Here is an 18,033-nt window from a genome sequence, read left to right as displayed (position 1 = left end):
TTATCCGGCTTTCAGATCCCCCTGCCCGTTGGCCCTCAACAGTGACATTATCATCGGCCCAAGCGAGAATTCCCCCCGCTCACTGCGCCGCGTCAAATCACGCAGATAACCTCCCGCCGAGTTGATGAAAGTCGCTCTCTCCAGGATGCACGCAACCGCCACCGCCGCATTTTCCGGGCCCAGCCCCTCGCAGGCATCCTGATAGGCGGAAGGGCTAACCCCCAGCACAGATCGAACAACCACCGCAGCAGACATCAGATCACGCCAGCTCGCGATGCCCCCCGGCGCATAGTCCACGATCGTCGGGCATGCCTTGAGCACCAACCCTAATGGGAAAGCCCTTTGCTGTTCATTCTTCGGTTGGCGACCCGCACTCGACTTTGCCCCCTGCTCCTTTCTAGAGCTAGGTTCAAATTCAATGAAGGATTCGGATTTTGAATTCTGTATGTGCTGCTCGCTATGAGCATCATTGGTGCTACTATTTTGAGAATTTTCGAGCATTTCCAATCGATTGAGGACTTCCTCGCGAAGCATCTCCATTTCATCGAGAATAGCCGTCGTGCCGGCAAGGGTCGGGACGCGCGGAATCCGCCCTACAAGCGCCACGTAGACGTCCTCGACCGATTGCCAATCTCCATCGGCGCCCTCTTCCATTGCTGCAGTGATGAGCTTACGGACATCGCGCCGGCAAATGGTTAGGCTTTCCTTGGCTCGCCTCAATGCCGCTCTATCGGCCGTCACTCGCTGCGCTAGCACGGCCAACTCTTCCGCCCGAGCAAGCAGCGGCGACAAGTCGAAGCCGAAGGCGCTCTCGATCTCGCCACCACCGTTCTTACGGGCGTAGCGCTTGCCATTGGCGCTATCCTTCCGAACGATGAGACCCGCTTCCACCAGTATGGCGATGTGTCTGCGTAAAGTCGCGCCCGCCATTGCATGCGCGCGAAGTGAAAGCTGAGCATTCGAGGGGAAGACGATCAGTTGCGCGTCCTGGCGCAACTCAGTCTCGGGATAGAAACTCAACAGTGCGTCAAGAACCGCGAGGCTATTGGACTGAACTCCCAGCAGCTCCATGGCCGTGGAGGCATCTCTGAAGACCTTCCACTTGTCCGCTGTCTTACCTTGCTTTATTTCAGCCAAGGCCGCTTGGCGCCGCACGAGCGCAAGCGTCATCGGCCGCCGCCCGAATGGCGTCGTCACACTTCCCGTCTGCATCGTCTTTCACCTTTCAGCAGGCAAAAGAAATCCGCTCACCAAAACGGCGCCAAAGACTCTTGACGAAGATTCGAGGAAATGCGATTCTGTTCGTGCTAAAGAGACAGAAGGGCTTCCACGACGGCAACGTTGAGGGGGCTCTTTTCTTTTGCGGGTTACTCTCCCTGTTTCTGTTGATGCTTGGCACGGTGCTCTTGATAGAGCGCCGGCAAATGTTCGAGTACAAAGGCGGCAAACTCAGGCGTCTCCTTCCTGTCGATCGTGATCTCCAGCTTGCTCTTGCTCTGTGTCACCTGCGCAAGTCTGTCCCCATCCGGGGTCGACATGACCTCCGGCAGACCGCGCGCAATACGACGCGGCTTCAGGTGTCCGATCACCGCCTTGAACCGGTCCGCTGATGGCAGCGTCTGAGCCTCTGCCGAACTCGCAAATTTGACGACGTCCGCTGGCGACCCTGCTTTCTCGACCAATTCGGCGAGTTGTTGCCAGCTGGGGCGACCGACTCCTGGGGCGGCGCCAATGGCGTCGATCAGCTCAGAGGGGAGGGCGTCGATAAGTAGGAGCATCTTCGACAGATTGCTTTTGTCGATCGACATGGCAGCAATGACGATTTCTCGCGAGAACTGCTTGTTCAGCTGATGCGCGAAACGCGCCTTTTCAATAAATGTGAGGTCTTCACGTTCGTTGTTTTCCTGACCCTGGGCCACGACCAATTGCTCGTCGGTCAAGTCGCGAACGACCGCCTTGACCGGCAGTCCGAGCTCTGACACGGCGCGCAGGCGGCGATGGCCGAAGGCAACCTGGTATCGGCCACCTCCTTCCGGATGAGGCCTCACAAGGATTGGGACCTGCTGTCCTTGCTCCCGGATCGACATAAGGAGACCGTCGATATCACCTTGCATACGATCTTGAACGAACGACGGCTCGATTGATGATGGGTCCAGTTCAACGACGGCCTGACCTTCCGCGAGCCGCCGTTCAATCTCCTCGGCACGGCCAAGACGATCATTTTGCTCACGCAGTGCGTTGCCGATGTTTGCCGTCAGCTTGGTCGCAGGATCACGTTCTTTTCTCGCCACGCCGAGAAGCGGCATCGACCGAGTCTTGGCCGCTCTGTTGTCAGCGACTGATGTAGTGTCGGGCGCGTCTGTGGAGACGCCGAGAAGGTGCTTCCGACTCATGCGGTTCTACCCCAGGCTTTTTTGATCAGAGTCTCGATCTCGTCGTTGACAGCGTTCATCGCCTCCAGGGCGCGATCGTAGGTCGAGCGCGTAAACTGACCACGCTCAACCTCGAAGAGCGTCTGGTTTGTCAGGCCAGCGTCAGAAACAGCAGTTGTCTTGAGCATCGGAAAGTTGAGCACGTTTTCGCCGAAGATCGAACGAAGATAGCCAACCATCTGGTTTTGGGGCCCGTCACTCGGTTCAAAGCGTGTGATGAGATAGCGCATCCAATTAAATTTGAACTGTGCGCCCGCATTCTCGATCTCGCGGAGGAGATTCGAGGTCATCGCCAGGAACTGGTTCATCGACATCACGTCCAACATCTGCGGATGGACAGTGACCAGGATCGACGTCGCGGCGGTCAAAGCCGAAAGCGTGAGATAGCCCAGTTGAGGAGGGCAGTCGATGACCACGACATCGTAGTTGTCCGCGATGTCTTCGATGACTTGACTGATACGACCGTAAAAAAGCGTGTCGCCTTCCTTCCGGCTCATCAGGGCGCGCGGGGTGTCGTGCTCGAACTCCATCAGTTCAAGATTACCCGGAATGAGATGGAGGTCCGGAATGTAGGTTCCTCGCACAACCTGCTCGATCGGAACCTGCTCGTCATCGTACCTGATGGCGCCATAAAGAGTCTCATTCGGACCGACGTCCGTTTCTGGCTGACTGCCGAAGAGTGCGGAAAGGCTTGCCTGGGGATCGAGATCGATTGCCAGGACGCGGTAGCCACGCATCGCCAGATATTGCGCCAGATGCGCGGCTGTCGTCGTCTTGCCCGAGCCACCCTTGAAATTCATCACCGAGATAACTTGAAGCTGCTCACCCTCGCGACGATGGGGCAGGTAGCGCCGGTTCCCGCGGCCGATCTGGTCCAGGTGCTTGCGGATTGCATGGATATCTTCGATCGTGAACGTGCGTCGACCGCCGGGGCTCATGCTCACGTGCAATTCTGGCATTTCCGACGCAGTCTGCCTAAGATAAGACTCACCGATGCCGAGCAGTTTTGAGACCTCTGACGGAGCAAAGGATCGAATGCCTTTTTCAGCCGTGGGCGGGAATACCTTGAGATGATGCGCCTGAAGTTGGCTGGAGAGGGCGTCGGCGTGACGCTCCATCAATGCGGTCAATCCTTCAACGACTGGCGCTGTTTTTGCGGCGGTCTTCGCCATCTCAAAACCCATTTCCTGCAAGTGGCGGTATTTTTCGCGAAACCGGTAAAGTTCCGCCACTAACCATTAGAGCCGATTCTGAATTTTGAGCAAGCGGTTTTAGGTTAACGAAAGGTTAACGCCGCTGCGCCAGAAAAATTGATAGCCGCCGATTTTCCGTTAATATTCGCGGAGTTAACATGCCCGACCTTCGGCTATGTTCTCGATCTGTTTATCTGTGAATCCTGCAAACCTAACTAGCCGCGTTGGGCGTGATTGGACCTGATTTCATCAAACTCCGCGGCCACTGCGGCGCGACTCACGCGCAAAACATTGCAGGATCCTCCAACTACCGCGCAATACCGTTCCATGCTGACTTCTCCGCCGATCAACGACGACGGAGAAATTGATGCAGGTTTTCGCGCTCAACAAACCGCGGAATGTTCACGAAGCTCGGCTCATCCAGCAACATCACCAGCTACGCGCTCGCGTCTTCTCGGAGCGGCTGGGCTGGGAGGTCAACGTCGTAGATGGTGAGGAATCGGACGGCTTCGATTCCCTTGACCCCACCTACATCCTGGCCGTTTCCGACCTCGGCAACGTTAGCGGTTGCGCCCGGCTCCTGCCGGCCGCTGGCTCGACCATGGTGACCAACGTCTTTCCGTCGCTTCTACCGGAGGACGGGCTGCACGCACACCCCGCGATGGTCGAGAGCTCCCGCTTCTGCGTGGATACGACCCTTGAAGAGGGCAGGGGATCGGGATCGGTGCATGAGGCAACGCTGACGATGTTTGCCGGCATCATCGAGTGGTGCCTCGCAAACGGCATCACCGAGATCGTGACGGTGACCGACCTGCGGTTCGAACGCATTCTCGGTCGTGTCGGCTGGCCGCTTAAGCGCATCGGCGATCCGAGCCGTATCGGCGTGACTACAGCTGTCGCAGGGATGCTCCCGGCGAACGTGGAAACATTTCTGAGGCTCCGCCCGTCCAGCTATCGCTCGCAATTCAATGGTCCGCTGGGTCAGGCAGCATAAGGAGAAAACCGTGAACCAGCTTCGCTCTCATCCTCGACTCGTCCGCAAGCTTCAGGAGGCGCTCGGCGATCAGCTCTGCGTCGCGCTCGACGATTCGACTGTTGTCGAAATCATGCTCAATCCGGACGGCAAACTGTTCATCGAACGACTCGGCCATGGCGTTGTACCCGCCGGAGAAATGTCGTCCGCAAGTGCTGAAATGATTATCGGAACCGTGGCGCATTCGCTCCAGTCCGAGGTCGATACCGAGCAGCCGATCGTCTCCGGCGAACTGCCCATCGGCGGCCATCGCTTCGAAGGACTGTTGCCTCCTGTGGTCTCCAAGCCGGCCTTCACCATTCGCCGTCGCGCCTCACGCTTAATCCCGCTTGAGGATTACGTGCGCTCGGGCGTGATGAGCGAGCAGCAAGCGTTGACGATCCGCAGCGCGATTTCGTCTCGGCTCAACATCATCATCTCCGGCGGCACCGGCTCGGGCAAGACGACGCTTGCGAACGCCGTCCTCAACGAAATCGTCAAGTCGGCGCCGGACGACCGCCTCGTTATCCTCGAGGATACCGCAGAGATCCAGTGCACAGCCGAGAACGCCGTCCTTCTCCACACAAGCGATACTGTCGATATGGCGCGGCTCTTAAAGAGCACGATGCGGCTGCGTCCCGACCGGATCGTCGTCGGCGAAGTCCGTGATGGGGCCGCGCTCACCTTGCTCAAGGCGTGGAATACCGGCCACCCGGGTGGCGTCGCGACCATCCATTCCAACACTGCAATGTCGGCGCTCCGCCGCCTTGAGCAACTGACCGCCGAAGCCAGCCAACAGCCGATGCAGGAGGTGATCGGCGAGGCGGTCGATCTAATCATCTCGATCGAACGGACGGCAAGGGGCCGGCGCGTCCGCGACGTTATTCAGGTCGAGCGCCATGCACACGGCCAATACGAAATCGAGTCAGATGAGCTCACGGAAGAACAGGAGGCGCGCTATGTCGCGTAAGAACGCTGCTATCGCCGTCGCGCTCCTTGCAGCGCCCATCGTCCTGGCGTCGTTTGCCCCTGCGCTCGCGAGTTCCGGCGGCAGCCTCCCATGGGAAGGGCCGCTGCAACAAATCCAGGAGTCGATCACCGGCCCGGTTGCCGGTGCCATCGCGCTTGCAGCAGTGGCGATCGCCGGCGGCATGCTGATCTTCGGGGGCGAACTCAACGATTTCGCGCGGCGGCTCGTCTATGTCGTGCTCGTCGCCGGCATCCTGCTCGGCGCGACCAACATCGTAGGCCTTTTCGGTGCCACCGGCGCCACGATCGGCGTGCCGGACGAGCGAGCCACGACCATCGATCCAAGCGGAGCGGGGGAGGGGGCCCATGGCTGAGTCCCTGTCCGGGCTGCAACGCAACCGCATTCACCGTGCCCTTTCGCGCCCGAACCTGTTGATGGGCGCGGACCGGGAGCTCGTGCTGCTCACCGGGCTTGCTGCCGTCATCCTCATTTTCGTAGTGCTGACGGCATACTCCGCCCTTTTCGGCATTGCCATCTGGATCGTCCTCGTCGGCGTCTTGAGGATGATGGCAAAGGCAGACCCGCTCATGCGGCAGGTCTATGTCCGCCACATCTCGTACCGCCATTACTACAAGGCGACCTCCTCGCCGTGGCGTCGGTATTGAGGAGGAGACATGGTCGCTCTTAAACGCTTCCGGGCCACTGGCCCATCCTTCGCGGATCTCGTTCCCTATGCCGGTCTGGTCGACAATGGCGTGCTCCTGTTGAAAGACGGGAGCCTGATGGGCGGCTGGTACTTTGCCGGCCCGGATTCCGAAAGCGCGACGGATCTGGAGCGCAACGAACTGTCGCGCCAGATCAATACAATCCTGTCGAGGCTCGGAAGCGGCTGGATGATCCAGGTCGAAGCGGTCCGCATTCCGACATTCGACTATCCGGCGGATGATCGTTGCCACTTTCCCGACACGGTCACGCGCGCGATCGACGCCGAACGGCGGGCGCATTTCGCGCGCGAGCAGGGACATTTCGAAAGCAAGCACGCGCTCGTCCTCACATATCGGCCGCTCGAGTCCAAAAAGACGGCCCTCAGCAAATACATCTACTCGGATGAGGAGAGCCGCAAGAAGAGCTATGCGGACACGGTGCTGTTCGTCTTCAAGAACGCTGTGCGCGAGATCGAGCAGTATCTTGCCAACACCCTGTCTATACGCCGGATGGAAACCCGCGAAGTCGTCGAGAGGGGAGGGGAGCGGGTCGCCCGCTACGACGAGCTGCTGCAATTCGTTCGCTTCTGCATCACCGGCGAGAATCATCCGATCCGTCTTCCGGATGCGCCGATGTATCTCGACTGGATCGCCACCGCTGAGCTTGAGCATGGGCTGACACCAAAGGTCGAAAGCCGCTTTCTCGGCGTCGTTTCGATCGACGGTCTGCCGGCCGAGAGTTGGCCAGGAATTCTCAATAGCCTTGACCTCATGCCCCTCACATATCGCTGGTCGTCGCGCTTCATCTTTCTCGACGCGCAAGAGGCTCGCCAAAAGCTGGAAAGGACCCGCAAGAAGTGGCAGCAGAAGGTAAGGCCGTTCTTCGATCAGCTGTTCCAGACGCAGAGCCGTTCCATTGACCAGGATGCCATGAGCATGGTGGCCGAGACAGAGGACGCAATCGCCCAGGCTTCCTCGCAATTGGTGGCATATGGCTACTATACGCCGGTCATTGTTCTCTTCGATCACGATCGCGAAGCCTTGCAGGAAAAGGCAGAGGCTATCCGCCGGCTGGTCCAGGCCGAAGGCTTCGGGGCGCGGATCGAAACGCTGAATGCCACTGACGCCTTTCTCGGCAGCCTGCCGGGCAACTGGTACTGTAATATCCGCGAACCGCTGATCAACACCAGCAACCTCGCAGATCTTATTCCGCTCAACTCTGTCTGGTCGGGCAGCCCTGTCGCACCGTGCCCATTCTACCCGCCGAACTCTCCGCCGCTGATGCAGGTGGCCAGCGGGTCCACGCCGTTCCGCTTGAACCTCCATGTCGACGACGTCGGTCACACGCTGATTTTTGGGCCGACCGGTTCGGGCAAGTCGACGCTACTGGCACTGATCGCAGCGCAGTTCCGGCGCTATGAACGCGCCCAGATCTTCGCCTTTGACAAGGGGAACTCGCTCCTGCCGTTGACGCTCGCCACAGGCGGCGATCACTACGAGATCGGGGGCGATGCGCATGAGGAGGGGAGGGCGCTGGCCTTCTGCCCACTCTCGGAGCTCGCGAGCGACGGTGATCGCGCATGGGCGACGGAATGGATAGAAATGCTGGTTGCGCTGCAGGGCGTTGCCATCACTCCAGATCACCGCAACGCTATCTCGCGTCAGATTGGTTTGATGGCGAGCGCAGCCGGCCGATCGCTTTCGGACTTTGTGAGCGGCGTTCAGATGCGCGAGATCAAGGACGCGCTCCATCATTACACGGTCGATGGACCGATGGGTCAGTTGCTCGACGCCGAACAGGACGGTTTGACCCTCCGCGCCTTCCAGACCTTCGAGATCGAACAGCTGATGAATATGGGCGAGCGCAATCTCGTGCCCGTTCTCACCTACCTTTTCCGTCGGATCGAGAAGCGTCTCGATGGCTCGCCTAGCCTGATTATCCTCGATGAGGCCTGGTTGATGCTCGGCCATCCGGTGTTTCGAGCCAAAATCCGCGAATGGCTGAAGGTGCTGCGCAAGGCCAACTGCGCCGTCGTGCTCGCCACGCAATCGATCTCAGACGCCGAGCGCTCCGGGATCATCGATGTCCTGAAGGAATCCTGCCCGACAAAGATATGCCTTCCGAACGGCGCCGCTCGGGAACCTGGAACCCGCGAGTTCTATGAGCGGATCGGCTTTAACGAGAGGCAGATCGAGATTGTCTCAAACGCCACTCCCAAGCGCGAGTATTACGTCGTCACACCTGAAGGCCGCCGGCTATTCGATATGGCGCTCGGCCCTGTGGCGCTCAGTTTTGTCGGGGCCTCCGGCAAGGAAGAACTGAAGCGCATCGGCGCGCTCACCGTCGAACACGGCCGCGAGTGGCCGATCCACTGGCTTCAAACGAGAGGAGTTCACGATGCCGCATCGCTGCTTAACGTCGAATAAACTGCTTGCTGGACTGGCGGCCGTCGCGTTGGCGGCCGGCGCTGCCGTGCCCGCAAATGCCGGAACTGCCACGGGTGCCGCCACCGAATGGACGCAGGTCCTGAACAACGGCGAACTCGTTGCGCTGGTCGGGAAATCGGGCGAGCAAATCCAGAATCAGCTCACCCAGATCAGCCAGCTGGCGCAACAGATCGAAACCCAGCTCAATATCTACCAGAACCTGCTGCAGAACACCGCGACGCTTCCATCACATATGTGGGGGCAGGTCGAAAGCGATCTCAACCAGATTCGCAGCATCGTCGACCAGGGCCAGAGCATCTCGTTTTCAATGGGCAATGCCGACGATGTGCTGCAGCAGCGGTTCCAAAGCTATTCTAGCCTCAGAACCAACCTGCCAGACAATTCGTCGTTTTCTACCACCTATCAGTCCTGGTCAGATACGAACCGGGACACGATCGCCAGCACGCTGAAGGCTGCGAGCCTGACAGCGGAGCAGTTCGATAGCGAGGAGGGTACGATGTCCTCGCTGCGGTCCATGTCCGAAACCGCCGACGGACAGATGAAAGCCCTGCAGGTCGGACACGAGATCGCCGCGCAGCAGGTCGCACAGTTGCAGAAGCTTCGCGGCCTGATATCCCAGCAGATGACCATGATGGGCACCTGGCTCCAGACTGAACAGACCGACAAGGACCTCGCGCAGGCGCGTCGCGAGAAATTCTTCAGCGGAACGGCACCGTCCACCTCCGGCGGCGAAAAAATGAAGGTGGAATGGTGAGAACGAAATTGATCCTCCTCGCGATCGCAGCCCTCGTGTCGGCCGCCAGCGCCGGCATCTGGCTGCTCATCTCCGTAAAGCAGGTTGCTCAGGAGCGTCGTGACCAGTTCTTCGGCACTTCGAAGAAATATCCGACCTCTGGCGGCGAAAAGATGAAAGTCGAGTGGTGAGGAGATGACGGCAATATCTCTTCAACGGCTGAGGGCAGCGATTCTGCTCACCACCTTATGCGTGCTGGCGGCTCAGCCAGCCCTCGCCCAGGAAGGCTCGGTGCTAACCTCGTTGCAAAGCCAGATCACAACGGCCGCGAAGGGTTGGGAAACAACCGTCATGGATGCGGCAAAATCCCTGTTCTGGATTCTGGCAACGATCGAGATCGGCATCGCGGCCGTCTGGCTCGCGATCCAAGCTGCATCGCTCGATAGTTGGTTTGCCGAGCTCGTCCGACGAATCATGTTCGTCGGCTTCTTTGCGTTCGTACTGGCGCAGGGACCGACCTTCGCCAAGGCAGTAGTTGATAGCCTGTTTCAGATCGGCGCCGGAGGCGGCACCGCTTCGCCGGCCGATGTCTTCAATGCCGGACTCGCCGTCGCCACCAAGATGTCGGAAAAGATCCAGTTTGGGCTTTTCGAGGACAATGCGCTGGCGATCTCCGCCGCTTTTGCGATGGTCGTCGTTGTAATCTCGTTCTCGCTCGTCGCCGCGATTTTCGTGTCTGTCATGGTCGAGATGTATATCGGCCTGCTCGCCGGCATGATCATGCTCGGCCTGGGCGGTTCGTCCTATACCAAAGACTTCGCTGTCCGATATTTGATCTATGCTTTCTCGGTCGGAATGAAGCTCATGGCACTGGTCATGATCTCGCGGATCGGATCGGAGGTTCTGATCGGATTGGCAAACCAACCCGACATTGGCGAACAATTCCAGACCGCGCTTGCGATTGCCGGCATTGCCGTCGTCGTTTTCATTGTCGCGATTTATGTGCCGAACATCATGCAGGGCGTTGTCCAGGGCGCCTCGGTTTCGGGCGGAATGGAGGCGATCCGCCACGGCGGCCAAGCGGCATCCTTCGCCACGGGCGCCGGGTTCCTTGCAGCGGGTGCGGCGGGCGCAGGCTTTGCGGCTGCCCAGGCTGCTCGCGCTGCTGGGTCATCCGTTGCAGGTGCAGCTCTTCGTGGTTTCGGTGCAGGAATCGGGTCCGCGGGAAAAGTGGCGGGGTCCGCTGCCAAGGAAAAGGCCATCGGTTCTCCCGGAGCCTATGCCGGATCGATCCTCGGTCTGGCTAACGCCAAGCTCGACCAAGCGCGCAGCGGGCATAGCGGGCCGAAGCCACCTCCCGAACGCAAAGACTAACAGCAATCAGAAAGTGATCGATCGATGGCAGCGAACCGCGCTCCCGAAAACCCCTATCTTGCCGCGCGCCAGGAATGGAACGAGCGATACGGTTCCTATGTGCAGTCCGCCGCCGCTTGGCGCATCGTCGGCATCCTCGGTTTGACCATGGCCGTGATTGGATTCGCATATGCGATGTATCTTAGCACCCAGGTCAAGCTGGTTCCCTATATCGTCGAGGTCGACAAACTCGGGACCGCGGTGACATCAGGCTATCCTCAACAGATCGAATATGCCGATGTTCGGGTGGTGCGCGCGACGCTCGGGAATTTCGTCACCAGCTTCCGTTCGATCACGCCTGATGCTGTCGTACAGAAGCAATATATCGATCGGACCTACGCGCTCCTTCGCACATCCGATCCCTCGACCGAGAAGATCAACGCCTGGTTCCGGGGTAACTCGCCGTTCGAAAAGGCGAAGGCTTCGACCGTTGCAATCGAAGTCAACAATATCGTGGCGCTCTCGAACCAGACCTATCAGATCGACTGGACCGAATACGAACGCGACCGCAAGGGCAAGGAAATCGGCACGCGCCGGTTTCGCGGGATCGCAACGGTGACGCTTACCGCACCGCAGGATGAGGCGACCATCCGCCTCAATCCGATCGGCCTCTATGTCCGGGATTTCGACTGGACAGCACAGCTTTAAGGGCAGGGGATTTCTCAATGCACATAACAAAAATATTCGCGGCCGTCGGCTGCCTGGCCGGACTCGTCTTCGTGAGCGATGCGCAAGCACAGAGCATGTCAAACAACGAGGTGAAGGGTACGAACATTTCCAGGAAATGGCGTGGCACATCGGGACTGGTGACGACTGGCCCCGATGGCAAAGTCATCTTTCTCTTCGGCGAGACGCAGCCGTCGGTCGTCTGCTCGCCGCTGCAGGTCTGCGATATCGAATTGCAAGGCGGCGAGATCGTTCGCGATGTTCTGGTTGGCGATACCGTTCGCTGGAAGGTGGAGCCCGCGACCTCCGGCGCCACCGGCGGACAGGCGATCCACCTGATCGTCAAGCCGTCGGAGGCGGGCCTCGTCACGTCAATGGTGGTCACGACCTCGCGGCGCACCTATCACATCCAGCTGAAATCACATCCGAGCCAGTATATGGCACGCGTCGGCTTCGAATACCCCGAGGACGTGTCAACCAAACTTGCCGATATCAACTCCCGGCTGGAGACCGGAGGCATTCCTGGATCCGCGCCCGACAAGCTGAACTTTTCTTACTCCATCAGTGGGAGCGCGCCCTGGAAGCCGAAGCGAGTCTATTCGGATGGCACCAAGACCTACATCCAGTTCTCGAAATCAGTTTCGAGCCAGGATGCGCCGATTCTTTTCGTCGTCAGCGGTGGCCAGAACCGCATCGTCAATTATCGGATGAAGAACGAGATGATGATCGTCGACTACGCGGTCGACAAAGCAATACTCGTCTCCGGGGTCGGCTGGCGCCAGCAGAAGATCACCATCCGGCGGGGAGGCTGAACCATGCGCAAGCCTCTCATCACTCTCTCCATCGCCGCCGCCATTCTTTCCGGCTGCCAGACCGCCGAGGACGGACTGACCACCGGCACAACCCCAACCACCCTCACAGGTCCGGCCGCAAGTGCGATTGCCGGCGACATGGCAAGCCGGCTTGCCGAGCAGATCGCTCCCGCTGGCACGACGACCATCAAGATGGAGAAGGACTCATCAGACTTTGCAACAGCGCTCGAGGCCGCGCTGAAGGGTTGGGGTTATACGGTCGTAACCGATGGCAAGGTTGGCAAGGACATCAAACCCGTGGAACTCGCCTATTCGATCGACGGCGTCGACGGCCAGATACTTGCAAGGCTGTCGACGCCATCGATCGCGCTTGGTCGGGCCTATACGGCAACGGCCGCGGGCGCTGTGCCGGCAAGCCCGCTGTCGATCATGCAGCGCAAGTGAGGGGAGGCGAGCATAGCATGGTCCAATCTCTGCAACTGGGCACCTCCAGCCAGGCCGACGATCAAAAGGGCATGCGCCGTCTGAACCGGCTGCCGATCATCCTGGCCATCATCATCGTCGCGCTGTTCGTCGGCGTCGTTGTCATCGGCTTGTCTTGGCGCGGGCTCCCTTTCAATCGGAGCTCCGATCTCGACAGCGCTTCGAATGCTCCCGCAACCAACTTCGGCGACCAGCTCAAGCGTGGTGTCACCGACGGCATCATTGGCGATCCGGAACAACGCGAAGTCTTCCAACCGACCCCCGCCGTCGAACAGAAGGTCACGAAGGAAACCGCCGTCGTCGACCGCACGCCCATCCAGCGAGAGGAGCGGCGCCCGAGACTGGAATCAGAAGCGGAATGGAAAGCGCGCCTGAAACGGGAGCAGGATGAACAGTATATCCGTGAAGCGCAACGACAGCGCATGGCCCGGCTGCAGGCACGGGCGACGGCGTTGGACTCGCCGTTGAAGGTGGATATTTCCGACGTCGAGAAGGCCGCCAAGACCACCGCAGATACGGACGCGCAGACAACCACTGCCAACAGCGCCTCGGACCTTTACGCCGCAGCCATGAAGTCCGGTCTGATGGGGCATAATGTCGATCCCAACGCGCAGACGTCGAAGGAGGATTTCTTCAACCAGGACATCAAGGACCTTGGCTACCTGCCGAACCGGGTGGTGCCGCAGATGTCGGCCTATGAGCTCAAGCGCGGCTCCGTCATTCCCGCCACCTTGATCACGGGTCTCAACTCCGACCTTCCCGGCCGGATCACCGCGCAGGTCAGTCAAAACGTCTATGACAGTGCCACCGGCTACCGGTTGCTGATCCCGCAGGGGGCAAAACTGTTCGGCCGTTACGATTCCAAGGTCTCTTTCGGCCAGGAACGTGTCCTCGTCGTCTGGACCGACCTCATCTTCCCGAACGGAGCGACGCTGCAGATCGGCGGCATGGCCGGCACGGATGCCGAAGGCTATGGCGGCTTCAAGGACAAGGTCGATCGGCATCTCTGGCGCACCTGGAGTTCTGCGGCACTCATCGCGCTTATCGGAACAGGGATCGACATGTCGATGCCGCAAAGCTCGACGCTCGCGACGCAGGAGACCGCATCGGATGCGGCCCGCCGCAACTTTGCGGAATCGTTTGGCAGGGTCGCCGAGCAGACCATTTCAAAGAACCTGAATGTGCAGCCGACCATCCAGATCCGCCCCGGCTACAAGTTCAACGTGCTCGTGGACCAGGATATTATATTTCCGTCGACCTACAGCAGAAACTGACGAACATCCTCCGACAGCTTCGCCGCCACTTCAGCCGCTGGCATGGCGCGCTCGCCAGTGCAACATTGCAATCCCCGCAATAACTTTCCTGACTTTGTCATCTTTTTAGTTCAAGGGGACTTGAAACTTGTCTTTTCGCAGGTAGTGCTAGACCTACACGGTTAGAGGGACTGCTCCGCGCTACTCTGGCACCGTGGGTTGCGTCGAGATGCCTGTGGCTGATTGTGGCTATGGCTTGGCCGCCGGGCGGTGAGGCCTGTTCGAGTGTCTCGATGTGCCAGATCATGACCGACCTACAGGTCGATAAGACAGGAGAAACGCTGGTGGATGGAGAATTTCGCTCGCTCGTCGACATGTTGGAAGCTGCGCAGGATGAGCTTACGATCAAGGGTGCCATGAAACGCTTCGCGCGTTCCTGCGGCTACGAGCGGTTTGCCTATCTGCAAAAGGAAGGCGCCCAAATCAAGACCTTCAACACCTATCCAAAGCCGTGGGAACGCACCTATCTCTCGGCCGATTACTCCAATATCGATCCGGTCGTGACGCAAGCCAAACGGAAAGGCGATATTTTCTTCTGGACGGCGGACGATTGGAGACCGCGCGGCTCGTCTGAGCTCAGAAAGTTTCGCAACGAGTCGATCGAGCACGGAATCCGTTGTGGCATGACCATTCCCGTGGAAGGCAGCTACGGAACATCGATGATGCTGACCTTCGCATCCTCCGAAAGGAATGTGGAACTGCCGGTCGCTTTTGACCCGAAACGGGCAGTGCAATTGGTGATGATGATCCATTATCGCTTGAAGATGATCGGCGGCAAGACCACCCTCAATCCAAAGCAGGCGCTGTCGCCGCGTGAAATGGACTGCTTGATCTGGGCGGCAAAAGGAAAGAGTACGCTTACAACCGCCAATTTGGTCGGCATCGCGTTCCGGACTGTGCAGCACCATCTCGATAAGGCGCGTGGCAAGCTCGGCGCCGAGTCGGTGCCGCATCTTGTGGCGATCGCCAAGGATCGGGGTTTGCTGCCTCCCAGCTAGCTGACATCGTCATCGACCGGTACTTCCGGCACGAAGCCGAGTGCGTCGAGCATATCCGAAAGCTCGTCCTGCTGAGCTGCGGCCCTTGTTTGGCGCGCAAAATGCTCTTCCTGGAGCGTCTCCAGAACCGAACTGACGATCGTAGGATCCTCGCTCGCGCGTATCCACTCCTCGTAGACGGCCTGATCGGCGGCGAGCAGACGGCGATGTTCGCGAATGGCGGCCACTGTCAGCGTCTCCAATTCCGCCTTGTCCATCAAATCATATCGAGGTTTCCTCTGGTCTCCTCCGGCTTGCGAGGAACCCGCATCTTGCATTTCTTTTCCTTCCCAGATCGATGGATTGGCGCGACTGCGCCGTATTCGCGCACGCCTCTCGGCTCCTATGTCAGACGATCCTCTTGGAAGAGTAAACATCTGATCACCCGGCAATATCACAGGCTTTGTCGAATCGGAACTATAGTTCCTAGAACAATAGTTCCGATTCTGTTTCCGCTGATGTCATGGATCTCAACGAGGTCATGGCGAGGAATTTGCGTCGTATCCGCCATGGCCAGAAACTGACGCAGGAAGAATTGGCCCATCGCACAGGCCTGAGTGCGCGCCATATCGGTGCCATTGAGCGTGCAGAGATGTCTGCAACGCTAACGGTCCTTGGCCAGATTTCCAAAGCACTGGCTGTCGATCCAAGAGAATTCCTGACGGAAACAAGCTCGACCTGATCGTGCGAAAGCGTCGTGAGGTTCGGTGCTGGAAGCAAGCGTTCTGAATTGCTGCTGATCGACAACTACGCGTCGCGCATCCGGTCAGCGAATTTTTGCACCTTCTCAAAAGCTGAAGCGAAGTCAAGTCTTTCCCCATAGACCATGTCCCCGAGCAACTTCGCATACCCTTCTGCGAACTTCTCGTCTTCAGACATCATCTCGTATGCCCGGAGCGTCTCAGTCTTTGGGTCGGCCTTATAAGCGGGGTATTCTTCGCCCCGGCTTTCGGCGTCCGCCTTCATAGTATCGAAAGCGATCGCCGCGGCCTCATCCAAATCATAGTGGCCGTCCATGCGTGACAGGTCGTAGACATGACGAACAAGCGTGTGGTCGAGATCTCCCAGGCCTGCAAAAGCAAAACCGGCGCGGCGCCCGAGCGCAACGAATTTGTCCGCCGCGGTTTCAACGACACGCACGCAGGCGACGTTTGTTGCTTCCGCCGCAGCGCCGGTGGCTTCGGCGACAAAGGAAGACACCGAGCGCCTTTCGGGACCAGTGCAAATCGGAAATGTCGCCAGCTCTATTTTGATTTCCGGGCGCAGGACGCCTTCGCCTTTTGCGATAGGCTCGTAAGGCAAGTCGTAGCGAACATAAGTACCGTCATGCAGTACGCGGACGTGACCCTCTACGACAAAACCCGCCGCTTCAAGCCGAGCTGTCACCTGTCTCCGTAAACGCTTGAGGGCGCCGCGAGACGGCTTTTCCTGGCCGATGATGCGAAGGTCTATGTCTTCAGACATCCGCTCAAGCAGGCGATAGGCGCGACCAAGCGCCGTTCCCCCGCCGAACGCCAGCGTCAGACCCTCGACCTCCACGTCATGAATGGCAGCCAGTGCACGAACGACAAACCAGTCCTTCTCCACCAGCGCTGCTGAAGGGAGGTTGAAATATTCCTGGACTTCAAGAAGCGTTTTCTCGTCCGGCTTACCGTTCAACGCGAAGCTCCGTGCGGCCATCGGAGAGCCGCCGATTGAAGCGCGCCTTGACCTTGACCGTCGGGTTCACCGGGATCTGGGTGGAGCGGCCTTCGTTGTAAGCTTTCGTGCTCTCGCTCTGCTCCCAGGGCACACCAAGCTTGTTGAGCGCCTGAAGCGCTGCGCTGTGGAAGCCGTTAGCGCTAGAGACCATAAGCCGGCCGGTGATGCGTGATCGTATGGCACGGGCGTAGACACCATAACCCAGCCGCAAAAGGGTGCCATCGTGGACCAAAGACCTGAGCGCGCGCAGAATCTGGTCCTCGCCACTGAGGTCAGCAAAATCCCGTGGAAGAAAGACATCGGTCTTCTTCGTTCTCGCTACTCGGGTTTTTATCTTCTGCTTCAATGTCTTCTGCTGGTGCATGCTCGGTCATTTCTCTTCAAACACCCGACACGCAATATATGCAAAAAACCGACACGGAGCAAGAGCGAATAGACGCAGAAAGCGACCGTTCGAGCGACTGCTGCCTTGAACATGTCCAGCGTCAGTAGGATCATTTTCCCCCAATCCTCGACAGGTCGATCCGCATTTCCGCAGATCCGACACCCTCTTCTTTTTCCGGTCCTTGCGTCGCTAAATCCGTCGCATTGGCGCCTTCCGTCGGATTGGCTTCATCTGGCAACGCTTGCTCGATAGGCGCAGCGGCACCCGGATCTTCGGCCCGAAACACGTTCGTGCCCTCGAACTCTCCGGTCTTCCAGGCATAGACAGCGTCCTCAAAGATTTGCGGGAAAACTTCATGGCTCTTCGGATTGCCGTACCACCTGGCAACGATCCTGAGCACCTTAGCGAACATCGCCGTTCCCTTGCGTAGGTTTTCGCAAGGGTCGACGAGATCGGGCTTCAGATCGGCGACATCCTTGATCCCGACGCCGGCGGGAAACTGGGTCAGGCCGACGCGAACCACCGCCTGGCCGACATACTGCCGCACGATCGCCATCGCCTCGTCAGGGGACGTCGCCTTGGGATTGAGGATCAAGCGACCACCGGATTTGACGGTGACGGACAATGGATCGTTCGAGCCCGCAGCAGTCACGAACTGTTCGACGATCGCAGGTTTCAAAGAAGGGTCGGCGCATTTCTGAATGAGGGCCGCGTCGAGCATGACGTCTCCT

General features: G+C 58.9%; 21 protein-coding genes. 14 read left to right on the top strand and 7 right to left on the bottom strand.

All coding sequences use genetic code 11. The annotated features are described in order from the left end of the window. The 3 genes from repC to repA form a co-directional block, all read right to left on the bottom strand. Nucleotides 1-1,212, bottom strand: a complete 1,212-nt coding sequence (gene repC, locus RTCIAT899_RS19645; RefSeq protein ID WP_013984791.1) for a plasmid replication protein RepC — start codon at nt 1,210-1,212, stop codon at nt 1-3. A 155-nt stretch (nt 1,213-1,367) separates the two neighbouring features. Beyond that, entirely contained in the window at nt 1,368-2,393 is a 1,026-nt protein-coding gene (gene repB, locus RTCIAT899_RS19640) for a plasmid partitioning protein RepB (protein ID WP_013984790.1), read from the bottom strand. Continuing rightward, nucleotides 2,390-3,604, bottom strand: a complete 1,215-nt coding sequence (gene repA / locus RTCIAT899_RS19635) for a plasmid partitioning protein RepA (protein WP_013984789.1) — start codon at nt 3,602-3,604, stop codon at nt 2,390-2,392. Before repA ends, repB begins: the two co-directional genes overlap by 4 nt. Before the next feature lie 388 nt (nt 3,605-3,992). On the opposite strand from repA, the gene traI reads away from it, so the two are divergent. From traI to RTCIAT899_RS19570, 13 genes are all read left to right on the top strand, one after another. After that, nucleotides 3,993-4,619 (top strand): acyl-homoserine-lactone synthase, encoded by a 627-nt coding sequence (traI, locus tag RTCIAT899_RS19630; protein WP_015341958.1) that lies wholly within the window; start codon nt 3,993-3,995, stop codon nt 4,617-4,619. Nucleotides 4,620-4,629: 10 nt separating this feature from the next. Then, nucleotides 4,630-5,607, top strand: coding sequence for a P-type conjugative transfer ATPase TrbB (gene trbB / locus RTCIAT899_RS19625; protein WP_015341957.1), 978 nt, complete (start codon nt 4,630-4,632; stop codon nt 5,605-5,607). Next, complete coding sequence (locus RTCIAT899_RS19620; RefSeq protein WP_013984786.1) at nt 5,597-5,980, top strand: TrbC/VirB2 family protein; 384 nt, start codon at nt 5,597-5,599, stop codon at nt 5,978-5,980. Before trbB ends, RTCIAT899_RS19620 begins: the two co-directional genes overlap by 11 nt. Then, entirely contained in the window at nt 5,973-6,272 is a 300-nt protein-coding gene (locus tag RTCIAT899_RS19615) for a conjugal transfer protein TrbD (protein WP_013984785.1), read from the top strand. Before RTCIAT899_RS19620 ends, RTCIAT899_RS19615 begins: the two co-directional genes overlap by 8 nt. 9 nt (nt 6,273-6,281) lie before the next feature. Beyond that, nucleotides 6,282-8,738 carry a conjugal transfer protein TrbE gene (locus tag RTCIAT899_RS19610; protein WP_015341956.1) on the top strand — a complete coding sequence of 819 codons (2,457 nt, stop codon included), beginning with the start codon at nt 6,282-6,284 and terminating at the stop codon, nt 8,736-8,738. After that, nucleotides 8,710-9,513 carry a P-type conjugative transfer protein TrbJ gene (gene trbJ, locus RTCIAT899_RS19605; RefSeq protein ID WP_015341955.1) on the top strand — a complete coding sequence of 268 codons (804 nt, stop codon included), beginning with the start codon at nt 8,710-8,712 and terminating at the stop codon, nt 9,511-9,513. The genes RTCIAT899_RS19610 and trbJ overlap by 29 nt, the downstream gene beginning before the upstream one ends. Further along, entirely contained in the window at nt 9,507-9,683 is a 177-nt protein-coding gene (trbK, locus tag RTCIAT899_RS19600) for an entry exclusion protein TrbK (protein WP_013984782.1), read from the top strand. Before trbJ ends, trbK begins: the two co-directional genes overlap by 7 nt. A gap of 4 nt (nt 9,684-9,687) precedes the next feature. Next, nucleotides 9,688-10,866: a P-type conjugative transfer protein TrbL gene (gene trbL, locus RTCIAT899_RS19595; protein WP_013984781.1), complete on the top strand. Its 1,179-nt coding sequence runs from the start codon at nt 9,688-9,690 to the stop codon at nt 10,864-10,866. Nucleotides 10,867-10,890: 24 nt separating this feature from the next. Continuing rightward, entirely contained in the window at nt 10,891-11,553 is a 663-nt protein-coding gene (locus tag RTCIAT899_RS19590; protein ID WP_013984780.1) for a conjugal transfer protein TrbF, read from the top strand. Between the two features lie 17 nt (nt 11,554-11,570). Next, nucleotides 11,571-12,383 carry a P-type conjugative transfer protein TrbG gene (trbG, locus tag RTCIAT899_RS19585; protein WP_015341954.1) on the top strand — a complete coding sequence of 271 codons (813 nt, stop codon included), beginning with the start codon at nt 11,571-11,573 and terminating at the stop codon, nt 12,381-12,383. 3 nt (nt 12,384-12,386) lie between these two features. Then, complete coding sequence (gene trbH / locus RTCIAT899_RS19580; protein WP_013984778.1) at nt 12,387-12,827, top strand: conjugal transfer protein TrbH; 441 nt, start codon at nt 12,387-12,389, stop codon at nt 12,825-12,827. Between the two features lie 17 nt (nt 12,828-12,844). Then, nucleotides 12,845-14,140, top strand: coding sequence for an IncP-type conjugal transfer protein TrbI (trbI, locus tag RTCIAT899_RS19575; RefSeq protein ID WP_013984777.1), 1,296 nt, complete (start codon nt 12,845-12,847; stop codon nt 14,138-14,140). A 323-nt stretch (nt 14,141-14,463) separates the two neighbouring features. Next, a complete protein-coding gene (locus RTCIAT899_RS19570) occupies nt 14,464-15,177 on the top strand; it encodes an autoinducer binding domain-containing protein (protein ID WP_041678075.1) in 714 nt (237 codons plus the stop codon). On the opposite strand, the gene RTCIAT899_RS19565 is transcribed toward RTCIAT899_RS19570, so the two are convergent. Next, complete coding sequence (locus tag RTCIAT899_RS19565) at nt 15,174-15,494, bottom strand: transcriptional repressor TraM (RefSeq protein ID WP_013984775.1); 321 nt, start codon at nt 15,492-15,494, stop codon at nt 15,174-15,176. The two genes, RTCIAT899_RS19570 and RTCIAT899_RS19565, sit on opposite strands and share 4 nt — an antisense overlap. A gap of 185 nt (nt 15,495-15,679) precedes the next feature. Between RTCIAT899_RS19565 and RTCIAT899_RS19560 the strand changes: the two genes are divergently transcribed. After that, on the top strand, nt 15,680-15,898 hold the full coding sequence (locus RTCIAT899_RS19560; RefSeq protein ID WP_015341952.1) for a helix-turn-helix domain-containing protein: 219 nt from the start codon (nt 15,680-15,682) through the stop codon (nt 15,896-15,898). A 65-nt stretch (nt 15,899-15,963) separates the two neighbouring features. Here the strand turns inward: RTCIAT899_RS19560 and RTCIAT899_RS19555 are convergent, their stop codons facing one another. The 3 genes from RTCIAT899_RS19555 to RTCIAT899_RS19545 all read right to left on the bottom strand — a co-directional run bounded on the left by RTCIAT899_RS19555 (nt 15,964) and on the right by RTCIAT899_RS19545 (nt 18,023). Beyond that, nucleotides 15,964-16,875 (bottom strand): nucleotidyl transferase AbiEii/AbiGii toxin family protein, encoded by a 912-nt coding sequence (locus RTCIAT899_RS19555; RefSeq protein ID WP_244441486.1) that lies wholly within the window; start codon nt 16,873-16,875, stop codon nt 15,964-15,966. Continuing rightward, the gene (locus RTCIAT899_RS19550; protein WP_013984772.1) at nt 16,865-17,281 is read right to left on the bottom strand and encodes a DUF6088 family protein; all 417 of its coding nucleotides are present in this window, start codon (nt 17,279-17,281) and stop codon (nt 16,865-16,867) included. Before RTCIAT899_RS19550 ends, RTCIAT899_RS19555 begins: the two co-directional genes overlap by 11 nt. 130 nt (nt 17,282-17,411) lie before the next feature. Then, on the bottom strand, nt 17,412-18,023 hold the full coding sequence (locus RTCIAT899_RS19545; RefSeq protein ID WP_015341950.1) for a TraH family protein: 612 nt from the start codon (nt 18,021-18,023) through the stop codon (nt 17,412-17,414). Nucleotides 18,024-18,033 lie beyond the last annotated feature (10 nt).

Origin of the sequence: Rhizobium tropici CIAT 899 (assembly GCF_000330885.1) — a bacterium.
GTDB classification, from domain to species: domain Bacteria; phylum Pseudomonadota; class Alphaproteobacteria; order Rhizobiales; family Rhizobiaceae; genus Rhizobium; species Rhizobium tropici.
The sequence above is the reverse complement of the archived record's forward strand: the minus strand, read 5'-3'. Positions and strand labels throughout refer to the sequence as shown.

Bases quoted from the DNA above. Each gene is read 5' to 3' on its own strand.
- repC (WP_013984791.1), bottom strand. From the start codon at position 1,212: ATGCAGACGGGAAGTGTGACGACGCCATTCGGGCGGCGGCCGATGACG.
- repB (WP_013984790.1), bottom strand. From the start codon at position 2,393: ATGAGTCGGAAGCACCTTCTCGGCGTCTCCACAGACGCGCCCGACACT.
- repA (WP_013984789.1), bottom strand. From the start codon at position 3,604: ATGGCGAAGACCGCCGCAAAAACAGCGCCAGTCGTTGAAGGATTGACC.
- traI (WP_015341958.1), top strand. From the start codon at position 3,993: ATGCAGGTTTTCGCGCTCAACAAACCGCGGAATGTTCACGAAGCTCGG.
- RTCIAT899_RS19620 (WP_013984786.1), top strand. From the start codon at position 5,597: ATGTCGCGTAAGAACGCTGCTATCGCCGTCGCGCTCCTTGCAGCGCCC.
- RTCIAT899_RS19615 (WP_013984785.1), top strand. From the start codon at position 5,973: ATGGCTGAGTCCCTGTCCGGGCTGCAACGCAACCGCATTCACCGTGCC.
- RTCIAT899_RS19610 (WP_015341956.1), top strand. From the start codon at position 6,282: ATGGTCGCTCTTAAACGCTTCCGGGCCACTGGCCCATCCTTCGCGGAT.
- trbJ (WP_015341955.1), top strand. From the start codon at position 8,710: ATGCCGCATCGCTGCTTAACGTCGAATAAACTGCTTGCTGGACTGGCG.
- trbK (WP_013984782.1), top strand. From the start codon at position 9,507: ATGGTGAGAACGAAATTGATCCTCCTCGCGATCGCAGCCCTCGTGTCG.
- trbL (WP_013984781.1), top strand. From the start codon at position 9,688: ATGACGGCAATATCTCTTCAACGGCTGAGGGCAGCGATTCTGCTCACC.
- RTCIAT899_RS19590 (WP_013984780.1), top strand. From the start codon at position 10,891: ATGGCAGCGAACCGCGCTCCCGAAAACCCCTATCTTGCCGCGCGCCAG.
- trbG (WP_015341954.1), top strand. From the start codon at position 11,571: ATGCACATAACAAAAATATTCGCGGCCGTCGGCTGCCTGGCCGGACTC.
- trbH (WP_013984778.1), top strand. From the start codon at position 12,387: ATGCGCAAGCCTCTCATCACTCTCTCCATCGCCGCCGCCATTCTTTCC.
- trbI (WP_013984777.1), top strand. From the start codon at position 12,845: ATGGTCCAATCTCTGCAACTGGGCACCTCCAGCCAGGCCGACGATCAA.
- RTCIAT899_RS19565 (WP_013984775.1), bottom strand. From the start codon at position 15,494: ATGCAAGATGCGGGTTCCTCGCAAGCCGGAGGAGACCAGAGGAAACCT.
- RTCIAT899_RS19560 (WP_015341952.1), top strand. From the start codon at position 15,680: ATGGATCTCAACGAGGTCATGGCGAGGAATTTGCGTCGTATCCGCCAT.
- RTCIAT899_RS19550 (WP_013984772.1), bottom strand. From the start codon at position 17,281: ATGCACCAGCAGAAGACATTGAAGCAGAAGATAAAAACCCGAGTAGCG.
- RTCIAT899_RS19545 (WP_015341950.1), bottom strand. From the start codon at position 18,023: ATGCTCGACGCGGCCCTCATTCAGAAATGCGCCGACCCTTCTTTGAAA.